This window comes from Psychrobacter sp. NPDC064578 (assembly GCF_044901245.1).
Lineage (GTDB): Bacteria > Pseudomonadota > Gammaproteobacteria > Pseudomonadales > Moraxellaceae > Psychrobacter > Psychrobacter cibarius_C.
In genome coordinates, this window is sequence record NZ_JBJDPI010000006.1 from 1 (window position 1) to 12,973 (window position 12,973).

The 12,973-nt window shown below is 43.5% G+C and carries 11 protein-coding genes; 5 read left to right on the forward strand and 6 right to left on the reverse strand.

What is annotated here, in order from left to right:
• The coding region (locus ACI2JM_RS08180) for a siderophore ABC transporter substrate-binding protein (protein ID WP_404643468.1) at positions 1-884 on the reverse strand (884 nt) is incomplete at its 3' end.
• Between the two features lie 514 nt (positions 885-1,398).
• Between ACI2JM_RS08180 and ACI2JM_RS08185 the strand changes: the two genes are divergently transcribed.
• The 3 genes from ACI2JM_RS08185 to ACI2JM_RS08195 all read left to right on the forward strand — a co-directional run bounded on the left by ACI2JM_RS08185 (position 1,399) and on the right by ACI2JM_RS08195 (position 3,662).
• Complete coding sequence (locus tag ACI2JM_RS08185; protein ID WP_404643470.1) at positions 1,399-2,373, forward strand: TonB family protein; 975 nt, start codon at positions 1,399-1,401, stop codon at positions 2,371-2,373.
• A 115-nt stretch (positions 2,374-2,488) separates the two neighbouring features.
• The gene (locus ACI2JM_RS08190) at positions 2,489-3,178 is read left to right on the forward strand and encodes a MotA/TolQ/ExbB proton channel family protein (protein WP_201560368.1); all 690 of its coding nucleotides are present in this window, start codon (positions 2,489-2,491) and stop codon (positions 3,176-3,178) included.
• Positions 3,179-3,260: 82 nt separating this feature from the next.
• A complete protein-coding gene (locus tag ACI2JM_RS08195; protein ID WP_045444454.1) occupies positions 3,261-3,662 on the forward strand; it encodes a biopolymer transporter ExbD in 402 nt (133 codons plus the stop codon).
• Between the two features lie 157 nt (positions 3,663-3,819).
• Here the strand turns inward: ACI2JM_RS08195 and ACI2JM_RS08200 are convergent, their stop codons facing one another.
• Positions 3,820-4,293: a DUF2799 domain-containing protein gene (locus ACI2JM_RS08200; protein WP_109589456.1), complete on the reverse strand. Its 474-nt coding sequence runs from the start codon at positions 4,291-4,293 to the stop codon at positions 3,820-3,822.
• 500 nt (positions 4,294-4,793) lie between these two features.
• Between ACI2JM_RS08200 and ACI2JM_RS08205 the strand changes: the two genes are divergently transcribed.
• The gene (locus ACI2JM_RS08205; protein WP_087814414.1) at positions 4,794-5,390 is read left to right on the forward strand and encodes a hypothetical protein; all 597 of its coding nucleotides are present in this window, start codon (positions 4,794-4,796) and stop codon (positions 5,388-5,390) included.
• 287 nt (positions 5,391-5,677) lie between these two features.
• On the forward strand, positions 5,678-8,344 hold the full coding sequence (gene topA / locus ACI2JM_RS08210; protein WP_404643473.1) for a type I DNA topoisomerase: 2,667 nt from the start codon (positions 5,678-5,680) through the stop codon (positions 8,342-8,344).
• A 116-nt stretch (positions 8,345-8,460) separates the two neighbouring features.
• On the opposite strand, the gene ACI2JM_RS08215 is transcribed toward topA, so the two are convergent.
• From ACI2JM_RS08215 to lon, 4 genes are all read right to left on the reverse strand, one after another.
• The gene (locus tag ACI2JM_RS08215; protein WP_404643475.1) at positions 8,461-9,018 is read right to left on the reverse strand and encodes a superoxide dismutase family protein; all 558 of its coding nucleotides are present in this window, start codon (positions 9,016-9,018) and stop codon (positions 8,461-8,463) included.
• A gap of 171 nt (positions 9,019-9,189) precedes the next feature.
• Entirely contained in the window at positions 9,190-9,672 is a 483-nt protein-coding gene (locus ACI2JM_RS08220; RefSeq protein WP_404643477.1) for a hypothetical protein, read from the reverse strand.
• Positions 9,673-9,704: 32 nt separating this feature from the next.
• A complete protein-coding gene (locus ACI2JM_RS08225; protein WP_404643478.1) occupies positions 9,705-10,283 on the reverse strand; it encodes a hypothetical protein in 579 nt (192 codons plus the stop codon).
• A 144-nt stretch (positions 10,284-10,427) separates the two neighbouring features.
• On the reverse strand, positions 10,428-12,860 hold the full coding sequence (gene lon / locus ACI2JM_RS08230; protein WP_404643734.1) for an endopeptidase La: 2,433 nt from the start codon (positions 12,858-12,860) through the stop codon (positions 10,428-10,430).
• Between the last annotated feature and the right edge of the window lie 113 nt (positions 12,861-12,973).

Consider the following 12,973-nt stretch of genomic DNA (forward strand, 5'->3'; position numbering starts at 1 on the left):
GCACCATCTTCACCAATGGCGGCACTGCGATCGACGACGAATAACCAGTCTGGATTGGTTTTTTGGATGTATTCAAACGAGATTGGCTGACCGTGGCGCGCATCGGCGATTTGGTCATCTGCCATTGGAATATCCAGCACGGTATGGATAAAACCGTAGCGTGATTTGTCGCCATAGGCAGACAGCTTATTGCCATTGACCATGACCACTAAGCCTTTACCTTTATCTTTGGTTAATGCTTTGGTCTCATCAATGAGCCCGTCGATATTGCCTTGCAGTTTCGCTGCTTGAGCACTTTTACCGAATAATGCACCCAAATCATGCAAACGCTGCTTGCTCGATGCATAGATATTTGCCGTATCAATCGTCATGTCGAGCGTTGGCGCAATACTAGACAGCGCATCATATTTTTCTGCCATGCGTGAGCCGACCAAGATAGCTTGCGGCTGCATCGCGTTCAACGCCTCAAGATCTGGCTCAAATACGGTGCCGACAGTTTTTGGTTCAGGCTGTGTCTTAGACTGTAAATTGTCTAATTTTAGACCGCTTGGCATACCATCGACAGCAACATCAAGCGCAGCCAAATCCTGCATCAACGTCATATCATAGACCACCAACGGTGATGGATTCATTGCCAAGTCGACATTACCTTTTACCGTGTCGACCGTGATTTTTTCAACAGAGACCGCATCGTTATTAGCGACATTCGAGGCATGATCTGCTGTTTGATTTTCAGTTTTAGCGTCAGCGGGCTCGGAGTCGTTAGATTCAGGTGAGCTACAACCTGTCACACTGATCGTAGCAACTAGAGCGGTCACCATAGCAGTCAGTAAAGGGCGTTTGAAAAAAGGAGTAGAGCGGTTAGGCAATAAAATAATAGACATAAATAACTCGGTATATCAGCTGGTTGGACAAAGGATGTATCAAATAATCGGTCATATAAAAGTAAAAAGAACTTCATCGATGTGATGCTTCACACCATACAATGCTTGACGGTATTACTTTTGACGTTATGATTTTTCATTGGTTGTTTTTACGCTTAGCTATTGAGATGTTCAACATGCCTTAATATCTTGAGATTTTGTAATCTTAAAGATTCGCAGTCGATTAGGGGCTATGATAAATTAATTGAGACTCATTATCAATACAAATGATAATGGTTTTTATTACGTCACTTTATTACATGGGGTTTGACTGCCTTGGCACAATAAGCATGCATAGCGATATTTGAGAAAGGGTGGTCGAATGACTAAGCAAATTTTGCTTATTAATAACGCTAAATGATTAGCCGATCATTTGCCTGCTAAGCAAAATTATTATAAATTTATTATTGATAATAATTATCGTTTGCATTATTATCTACGCCATTCTACCTCGGTTAATGAATATTAGGGTGTTATGAGTTCAACGGATTTAGACGCGCCACCACTTAAATTGATACTCGCAGCCATTATTATAGTGGTGGGCTTGCACGTGCTGACGGCAGTTGCATTGGTGGCGATCAAGACGCCTGAGATAAAAGTTGAACCAAAAAAAGACACACCACCTATCGAGATAGAGATGGTGACATTACCTGTCAAAACGGTCATCCCTGAAGTAGAAAAAGTTCAGGAAGTAACGCCCAAAAAAGCAGCGCCTAAAACAGAGTCAAAACCTGAACCTAAAAAACAAGCACCGTCAAAACCTAAAGTAGCTCCAGTAGTGAAGGCTAAGCAAAATACACCAGAAAAACCGGTGGTAAAAGCCAAAAAGGCTGATATAGCACCTGTCGTAAAAGTAGAAAAAAAGAAGCCTGATATTATTAAAAAAGAGGTGTCGAAAAAGCCAATAGTAGAATCAAAAGTCGATACCTCAATGGCTGATAGTCAACGTGAAGCTGAAGAACGACGTAAAATGCTAGCAGCAGAATCACAAAAGGCCGCTCAAGAAGCCCATGATAGAGCAGTGCAAGACGCTAAGAGAATAGCCGATGCCAAGGCTGCCCGAGAGGCTCAAGCCGAAGCGAATGCCAGAAAAGCAGCAGAAGACAAAGCGGCTAAAGATGCCGCGCAAAAAGCAGCAGCCGCTGCAAGTAATGAACCTGTGAGCTTTACTGCTGGTGATGCGGAGATGATAAAGACACCACGATTTAGTGTTCCTGATTCTGTTCTAAGAAGGGCCAAGACGGGTGATACTTTTAATGTACTATTGAAAGTGACGGTGGATAAACAGGGCCGGGTTAGTGATGTGCTTTTAGTTGGAAAATCAGGCAATAGTATAGTAGACAAAGAGGCGGTAAAGAAGATGCACTCTGCTAGGTTCAGACCTTTTATTAAAAATGGCGTGCCCGTGGTAGGTGTTGTGACTCTACCAGTAAGCCATGTCGTAGACTAATACTAGTATTCAAATAATTTGTTCAAAAAATACTCATTCATAACTGTCATGATGAGGCTGGCGGCGCTCTGCACAGCATTATCATGTAATGGCATTAAACACTAAGGAGTCTGACATGGACTTTATGCAATACTGGCAAATCAGCGACATGGTGACAAAAACCTTGTTCTTTTTGTTGCTTGCTTTATCTATTCTTTCTTGGGTGACTGGCATTATTCGTGTGCTACAAAGCCGCAAATTGGCCGCCAATGTTGCAGATGATTTGAGTCAGCAGATTCAAGTAAAACAGGCTGAGATGATAGCAGCAGATGCCACTACTCGGCGTTTGGTTACTGAGCAGATCTTGCTCAAGCATATTGGTCGTTACCGTTTTGCCAGTGAGCGCGGCTTACCTATTCTTGGGACGACGGCCGCAATTGCGCCATTTATCGGTTTGTTTGGGACGGTATGGGGAATTTTTCATGCGCTACATAACATTGGCATGAGTGGGCAAGCGGGTTTGGGACAAGTGGCAGGGCCAGTCGGTGAGGCACTTATCATGACAGGTTTGGGGATCGCCGTGGCGATTCCAGCCGTGGTGTTTTATAACCTTGCAGTGCGTATCAATCGCCGTGTGATGTATCACGCCAACGATAGAGCGCATGACTTATTAGCACGTTCTGCCGAAATGGTTGTTACCCAGCAGCCGTTAACGGACAGCAAATCGACTGTTACCCAAGATTCGTTAGCAAAGGGTATGCACTCAAACACAGCAGATGCTCAGCAAGTGACTCATTATCATAATTCAGCCACGTCGCAGCCTTAACGATTATCCATTGATGGGACAGTCCGTTAGGCGATAGTCAAGCGAGCTATATTGCGAATAACCAAATGTATTGAGAGTAATTATGGCATTTCAATTGGGTGATGATGACAGTCAAAGTATGAGTGAGATGAACCTCATTCCGCTTATCGACATCATGCTGGTATTGATGATTATATTTCTATTGACGGCGACCGTACTGAATCCGACAGTGCCACTAGAGTTGCCGAAGACCAGTGCTGCGTTAAATGAGGCGCCACCAGAGGCTATTCAAATTAGCATCGATAAAGACGCAGGGATATTTTGGGACAGCGATGCGATTAGCATGGAGGAGTTAGAGGCACGGTTACAACAGCAAAGTGCTGGAGGTAAAGACCCTTCTGTACAATTGCGTGCTGACAAAGACAGTAAGTATGACACGGTCGCTCAAGTGCTAGCCGCTGCCAGTCAAGCAGGACTTACGAAGATAGCATTTGTCAATGAATAAGGCGAGTCTATAAAAAACGTGATTATCATATGATGTTTGCTAGATAGCCAACCATCAAAAAGGTAGCTAATATAATAATAAAACAAAAATAATAAACTTTTCTCCAGCCTCAATGAGTACTTAAACCTCAAATTAAGTACTCATTGGGGTTTTCTTTTTACCAGCCATAGCCAAAGGGATGATAGCCGTAACCGAAGCGCCCAGGCCCGTAGCCAAACGGATAAGGCGAACGTAGGTAATCGAGATCACGTTGACGAATATAGTAGTAACGTCCTTGCGCGTAAGCTTCTTCTAGCTTTTCGATGCCTTCGAGCGGACAAACGGGCTGCCAGTCGTAGCCTTCGCGACCAAGTTTATAAGCATTAAGCTCGGTGCAGTAGCTTTTGAGACCTTGCTGTCGCCCTTGCTCCCATTGTATGCGGTTGGGCATAGGACCACCTACCTTTGCGCAGCTATCAGCGTAATGACCGAAATAAGCACCTGAACGCCCTTGCAAGCCATCAGCATAGCCGACTTCTTGCCAGTTGCTTTCCTGACATTGCTGCGGGGTAAGATTTTGCGTCGTTGCACAGCCTGACAGGGTAAATAAGGCAGCGCCTACTAGCGAGAGGGTAAGCCCAGTTTTACTCATGAGTTTATGGACACATTTGCTCGCTAGTGAAGCGGTCGATGAGTTTCGCTTAAGAAGATAATTCATAATAAACCTGCGCGCGTTTAAAATTATGGTTTATCATAGCACTTTTTGATGCTGACAACTTTTTGTATCTCGTTATTATGCTGTTTTTTATTCGAGTTAAGTGTTTGATCTGTTAGCACATATAGCCAAGCCATCGAGATTCGAAAACGTGAGTGGTTGGTGATTATCAACTCATTATGCTTGATTTTTAACGGTTCGTGCTCATTATAAGCTTCTATATAGTAGACAGTGTTTAGACAATCATTTATTAAACAGTCGCTTGTCAGGATGCTACTGGTTAAAAAGTCACTGGTTAAAAAGTTACTGCTCAAACAATCAATGATTGCTTTTTTATAGTTAGCTGGGCAATCACTGTCTTTGTTGTAGCCTGTTGTATAGATAGTAGCGGTTTTATTTTTTAGTACATTTTCATTTATCCAAAAGGCCGGACCATCATGGGAACATTCATTGGCGTTATCATTGTACTATTTGTATTAGGGAGTATGATGGCGCTCAAACCTAACGGTATCGATCAGCGTTTGGATAAGCTGCGCATGACCGCGCGTCGTTTGCAGTTGAATCCAAAGCTGGTGAGCTGTCCTGATTGGATCAAAGGTAAAGACAACGAATATGGGCGTGGAATGTTAGGTCAATACTGTTTAGTGTTAGATGATGTGCAGCTGCCGCACACGCGCTATCAAGTGATTGATGGGCAATGGCGACCAGATAGTAGTTTTGTCGATACAACCAAAGATGATGTTAAACTCACGATTCCAAGTGCGATTCGTGCTAATAACAGCACTAATAATACGATTATCAAGAAAACCAATTTTAGCTTGGATAAAGCACCGCTAGACTTGCCAGTCAGTATTGAGCCGTTTGTTAAAGGTTTACTGACTAAGGCAAATAGTATCGTGATTTATTGGGAAGATATCGCTTATGTGCGTCCTTCATCCAATCCCGCTTATCAGCAAAAATTGATTGAAGCAGATTTGTTGGTGCTCAAAAAACAGCTTGAACAATGGGCGTCAGAGATGCAAAAGCGCCTATAAAACGGCTACAAGGTAGAAAATCATTTTTTAATCTCCATTTATAAGCAATATGCAAGCACTTTTGGCAAACTCTCAGTCATTTACAGTTGACAGTGTAATGCTTAGCAGTGTAACGTCTTTATAACTGACTCTTTATATTATGGTTATTGTTTGTTTTATAAACGTTTTTTTAAGCAGCTATTACTATAATGATTCACCGCGCTACTATAACTCACAATTATAAATTGCCATGCTGCTGTATTTATTCTTACTTTTAATTTACTCATATAATAATGGTGTCGTCACATATGGCAAAAACCGCAACCAAAAAAAGTCCAGCGCCCGCTGCTGGTAATCCCAAAGGCAGTCCAAAGGGCAAGTCTTTGGTGATTGTAGAATCACCTGCCAAGGCAAAAACAATCAATAAATACCTTGGCGATGACTTTATCGTGCGCTCCAGTATTGGTCATGTCCGTGATCTACCAGTTGGCGCAAGCAAAAGTGCAAAAAAACCAACAACGACCAAAAAAGATGACAGTCTAAGCAAAGAAGAAAAAACCCAGCAAGCCTTGGTACGGCGCATGGGCGTCGATCCAGAACATGACTGGGCAGCAGTTTATGAAGTATTACCAAATAAAACTAAGGTTATCAAAGAGCTGAAAGCTTTAGCTAAAGACGCTGACAAAATCTATCTGGCAACGGATATGGATAGAGAAGGGGAAGCGATTGCTTGGCATCTTAAAGAAGTCATCGGCGGCGCTGATAGTAAGTATGAGCGTGTGGTTTTTAACGAGATTACCAAATCAGCCATTCAAAATGCCTTTAAGCAGCCCTCCAAACTTGATATCGATCGTGTCAATGCCCAACAAGCGCGTCGCTTTTTAGACCGTGTCGTTGGCTTTATGATATCGCCGCTGCTGTGGCAAAAGGTTGCTCGCGGTCTCTCTGCAGGTCGCGTTCAGTCCGTTGCTATGCGTCTGGTCGTAGAAAGAGAACATGAAATTCGCGCCTTTATACCAGAAGAGTATTGGCAAATTCATGCCGATACTCACGTTGCCAGTAGCAAAAAGGACGCTGAGCAAATTGCGATTCGCTTAGAGGCGACCAAGCAAGGCGGCAAAACGCTTAAGCTTGTCAATAAAGAGCAGACTGATAAAGTCTTAGCAGTGCTTAACTCAAGCGACTTTATCGTCAAAGAGCGTGAAGAGAAGCCAACGCAATCGCGTCCGAGTGCGCCGTTTATCACCTCGACATTGCAGCAAGCAGCCAGCACACGATTGGGCTTTTCAGTTAAAAAGACCATGATTTTGGCGCAGCGCTTATACGAAGCGGGTCATATTACTTATATGCGTACCGACTCGACTTTCTTATCTGGTGATGCACTTGCTGCGGTACGTGGCTATATCGAAGACAGCTATGGCGCAAAATACGTACCCGAAAAGCCAAATTTCTACGGCAACAAACAAGGTGCACAAGAGGCGCATGAGGCGATTCGTCCCTCTAACGTCAATATGAAGTCAACGCAGCTTAAAGGGGTTGAGCGTGATGCCATCCGCCTGTACGAGCTGATTTGGCGGCAGTTTGTCGCTTGTCAGATGCTGCCAGCAAAATACTTGTCAGTGAATCTATTCGTCGCTGCCAATGATGTCGAGTTAAAAGCACGTGGTCGTACGCTAGTATTTGATGGTTACACCAAGGTTATGCCACCGGCAAAAACTGACGATACCTTATTACCAGATGTGAAAAAAGGCGATAAATTAATACTAGATAAGCTCGATCCGAGTCAGCATTTCACCAAGCCGCCACCGCGCTATACCGAGGCAAGTTTGGTGAAAGAGCTTGAGAAAAAGGGCATTGGTCGTCCATCAACTTATGCATCTATCATCTCGACCATTCAAGATCGCGGCTATGTGAAGCTTGAGAACAAGCGCTTGTTTGCTGAAAAAATGGGTGATATCGTCACCGACAGACTGACTGCAAGCTTTCCAGATTTGATGGATTATACTTTTACGGCCGCGCTAGAGGACAAGCTTGACCATGTCGCAGAAGGTGATACAGATTGGAAAGATGTCCTCGATAATTTCTATGGCGACTTCAAAACAACGCTTGATCGCGCCAAAGAAAAAGACGGCATGCGCCCAAATGATCCAACTGACGTACCAGACGTGCATTGCGATCTTTGCGATCGTCCAATGCAATTACGTACTGGCTCAACGGGTGTATTCTTAGGGTGTACTGGCTATAATTTACCGCCAAAAGAGCGCTGTAAAGGCACTAAGAATTTAATGCCCGTCGAAGCTTTTGCCAATCTTGATGAGGCAGAAGGCGATGATGAAGCGGCAGAAGTTCGAGATTTGATGGAGAAAAAGCGTTGCCCGAAATGTAGCACGGCAATGAATGGCTATATCGTCGATGGCGGTTTGAAACTGCATGTGTGTGGTAACAATCCTGATTGTGATGGTTATGTCTTAGAAGAAGGCAAGTTTGAAGTGCCTGGCTCAGATTCTCCAACCATTGACTGTAATAAGTGCGATGGACAAATGGAGCTAAAGACGGGACGTTTTGGTCCTTACTTCGCTTGTCAGCAATGTGATAATACGCGTAAAGTGCTAAAAACAGGCGAAGCCGCACCGCCGCGCATGGATCCTATTCATCTGCCAGAGCTGAAATCAACCAAGCACGATGATTACTTTATCTTGCGTGAAGGGGCAGCTGGGATGTTCTTGGCGGCGTCTAAATTCCCGAAAGTACGCGAGACACGCGCACCAAAGCTGGCTGAGCTACGCGAAATCAAAGATAAAATGGAAGATAAATTCCAGTATCTTTTTGAAGGTCCAGATGAAGATCCAGATGGTAATCCAACCATTTTACGCTGGTCACGTAAGAAGAAAGAGCAATATATCGGCTCTGAGAAAAATGGCAAGGCCACACGTTGGGGTGTGTATTGGCGTAATGGCAAATGGGTAGAAGAGTAAGTCTGTCTTACTTTTACCATCAATCGCTTTAAATAAAAAAACCTCTTAGATAATCTAAGAGGTTTTTTTGTGCTATTCATAGTTGTGCTATCAATCACAGCTAAGTTCAGATGCTATTAGTTCTTTTCGATGATACCGCAAGCAACGCGGTCGCCTGCATTACCAGCTGGTTGGCTAGTATAGTCGTCAGCACCGCTATGTACAATAAAGGCTAGACGATTAACGCTATATTTACCAGCATCAGCGACAGAGATTTTCTTATTCACATAGTTAATAGTAGCCACGCCATCTGCATTGGCAGTCAGGTTAGGCAAGTCGCCAGCATGACCATTCATATTATCAGGATTAGAGTGAGGCTTATTGTCTGGATTAAAGTGACCACCTGCCGCTTTACCAATATCAGCACAGCTGCCTGTTTCGTGGATATGTAGTGATACCGTTTTGCCTGGCTGCAAATTCATCAGCTTACCGTAGACTTGTACGCCGCCATCAACTGGACGTAAAAATACTTGACCCACTTCATTTTTATTACCAGCGACTGCATTGATAGTAGATTTTAAGGCAGGTTGGCTAAGTGGATTGCCAGTTTGCATTTGACCTTCGACCGTTTGGCAACCCGTCATTACTAACGCTGAACCACATAATAGGGCACTTGCAAGCATCGTCTTATTCATTATTATCTCCATTTATATTTAATCTTTATGATGAGTTTCTATAATTTTAGTTAAAGTATTCAAATATTGCCTGATACCGCAATCAGTATATCCAAGCGTTAGATATAGTTATTCATCAAATGCGCAACAATCGGTTAATAAATGTAAGTATCGTATGGGTTTGAAAGTTGTTTACGGTATTTTCTTTACTTCGTTTTTCCAAATCAGTGTTTCGCCTGATTCTAACTTTTGAGTAAGGAGATAGCTGGATTCAGAATTATCAAAAGGATTAGATATTCTCTGCTTATCAAGATTGATCAGTGTTAACTGACTAGAGCTATAAAGCATTAGGTGGCTAAGGCTTGATTCAATATCATCAATGTCATCACCACACCCTACCATCGTTGAAGGGTTGCCATCAATTAGCAACGTTTGATTAGTAGATAAAGCATAAGACCCACCAGCCCCATTGCATCCGACAGAAAACCCAACACCTTGGCTAAAACTACTTTGCTGAGGATTGCTATAATCATGTGAACCAAGTCTGTAGTTTGCAGTAATAGGTACATCTGGACGATTAAATTTATTAATAGTTTTATTGGTATCGTCAGTTGCACTAATAAGACGCCATTGGTATCGCTCTAATAATTCATTGGTAAGCGGTATGCCCGCCACACGATATTCAGGCTTGGGCGTACCCGAAAAAATCAGTGTTTTCCTTTATTGGTTTTTAGAGCCAGCTGTTTTAATGTCTTGTTAGAACTCTGTGCAGAGTTTGCTAGTACTGGATCAAATCTGAAAGCTGTATCTGAATAGGGTATAAAAACACTATTTACGACATTTCCTGTTTTGTTTTTGATTGTGTTTTTATTACTCAAGTTTTCGATAATTGAATGGTTTACTGTGGTGCAGTTATCAGATGGTTCGCTGACATTGATTTGCCCGTAAAGGTAAGGTAATGGTAACCACATATCAAAAGAAACTTGGTGACGTTGACAGCCTTCTGTAAATGTTAAAAGGCTTGGATGTACCTCCATTATCAAAGGCAGCTTTTGGTTAAAAGCCTTGATTCGACCCTTATCATCGCTGACATAGGTTAATTGCCACTCATATTTTGTGGTGGTTTGAAACAGTCTGGATTCGAGCGTGGTCGCTGACCAGTTTTTATCGTCAATAACGGTTCTGGTTTGTGCTGAATGATTAAGGTTGTTGGTTTGGCAGCCTGACAAAGCGAGGGGTAGTAATGTGCTTATTACAACTAGAGGTACCCTTAAATGATTTAACATTGCACTTTCCTAATTAATAAACATTTGTCTAAAATATAGCATAAGGTATTATTAAGAGTGTTCTTTATTTTTGCCAAAAAAAGCCGCCCATCATGACGATGAGCGGCTCTTTAATTTGTACAACTGGATTAGTAACTAATCAGATTAGTTATGCAGCGCTTTCCCTGCAGTTTTATCGACTGTTACTTTCGCAGGCTTAAGCGGAACTGGCATACTGACCAAAGCAACTTTCAATATCTCATCAATCGTTGCCACTGGCTGAATAGTCAGACCGGCTTTAACGTTATCAGGAATATCGGCCAAATCACGCTCATTGGTCGCTGGAATCAACACATGCTTGATACCACCGCGATGCGCAGCAAGTAGCTTCTCTTTGAGACCACCGATGCGTAGGATTTTACCGCGCAGAGTAATCTCGCCTGTCATGGCGATATCTGGACGAATAGCAATACCAGTTAAAGCAGAGACTAGCGCCGTCGTTAGTGCACCACCAGCCGATGGGCCATCTTTCGGCGTGGCACCTTCTGGCATATGGACGTGGACATCAGTCGTCTTAAAGGTTTCGTAGTCGATACCCAAACTGTCTCCGCGAGCACGCACCACACTCATCGCAGCGCGAATTGACTCTTTCATTACATCGCCGAGTGAACCGGTAAAGCTCAGCTCGCCTTTACCTTTCATCGCCACCGCTTCGATAGTAAGTAGCTCACCACCAACTTGCGTCCACGCCAAACCAGTAATACGACCAATCTCAGGCTCTTCTTCAGCCAGACCATAGTCATATTGATGGACGCCGAGATAATCATCGATGTTTTTGTCATCGACCACAATTAGCTGACGTTCTGCTTTCTTCGGAGCGCGTGCGCCATGCGTTTCAACCGAACCGCGAACCACTTTGCGGCAGATTTTATTCACTTCACGCTCAAGGTTACGCACACCGGCTTCACGCGTATAGCTACGGACGATGCTGTGCAATGCCGCTTCAACAATCTCAATTTCACCTTCCTTGAGACCATTATTTTTAATGGCTTTTGGCACAAGATACTTCTGGGCGATATTGACCTTTTCTTCTTCGGTATAACCCGGCAGACGAATGACTTCCATTCGATCAAGCAGTGCCGCTGGAATATCCATGCTGTTGGCAGTACAGATAAACATCACTTGCGATAAATCTAAATCCATATCTAAATAATGGTCGTTAAACGTATCGTTCTGTGAGGGATCTAACACTTCAAGCAATGCTGATGCTGGATCACCGCGGAAGTCTTGCGCCATTTTATCGATTTCATCCAATAAAAATAGCGGGTTTTTAACTTCTACTTTGGCCAGTGACTGGACAATTTTACCCGGCATCGCGCCGATATAGGTACGGCGGTGACCACGAATCTCTGCTTCATCACGCACGCCACCAAGTGCCATACGCACAAACTTACGACCAGTCGCACGGGCAATCGACTCACCCAACGAGGTTTTACCAACACCTGGAGGACCAACGAGACATAGAATCGGGCCACGCAGTTTTTTCACGCGTGATTGTACGGCGAGGTATTCTAAAATGCGATCTTTCACATCTTGCAAGCCGTAATGATCTTCGTCCAATACTGTTTTTGCTTTGTCTAAATTGATGGAAACCTTGGTCGTCGCATTCCACGGCGTATCCAAAATCCATTCAATATAGTTACGCACCACTGACGACTCACTCGAGGCAGGTGGCATCATTTTGAGCTTTTTCAGCTCTTGATCCGCTTTTTTACGCACATCTTCTGGCAAGTCAGCATCTTCTAGACGCTGCTCTAGCTCAGCCACGTCATCTTCGCCATCGAACGCACCGTCATTCATATCTGACAGCTCATTTTTAATGGCTTTCATCTTCTCGTTTAAGAAGTATTCGCGCTGATTGTCTTCCATTTGCTGACGGACAGCTTCTTGGATATCTTGCTCGATATTTTGCTCAGCACTCTGCTTAACCAAATATTCGGTTAAGGTATTGATATGGGTTTTAAGATCATCATTTTCTAAGAATGATTGCTTAATATCTAAATCCATCGACACACGGGTTGAGATGAAATAAACCAGCTCAAGCAAGTCATCGATACGTTTTGCCACACGAGTTAGCTCGCGAGCATTACGCAGACGCGCATCTGCGTAGCTTTCAAACAGTGTGGTCAATGCTTGAATCGTGTTTTTCTGCTGGCTCTCATCCATACTGACATCAAGGTCAGCACGCTCAAAGCTTGCCATTAATAATGTATCGTGATTTTCTATAGTATCAACGCGCGCACGATATTGACCTTCGATCAATACTTTGATGCAGTTCTCATCACTGTCATGCGGCATGGTACTGACGATGCGGCAAACCGTACCGTATTGATACAAGTTATCTTGATCAATGTCTTCAGTCAGCGAGTCTTTTTGTGCCACGACCAAAACTTTATTGCCATACTCAGCCTGTGCCAATTCAACGGCCTTTACCGATGGCTCACGACCGACGAACAAGGCAATCTGCATGTGCGGATAAACGACAACATCGCGCAATGCCAGTAGTGGTAAATAGTTTTCTGTACCGTCACCTTTTATACTATCGTCTTTTGCGTCATCGTCTTCAACAGTGTTGTCCTTGTCATCATTATCTTTATCATCACTATTTTTGCTATCACCATCTTCAAAGCGATCAGCTGTTGCAGCTGTAT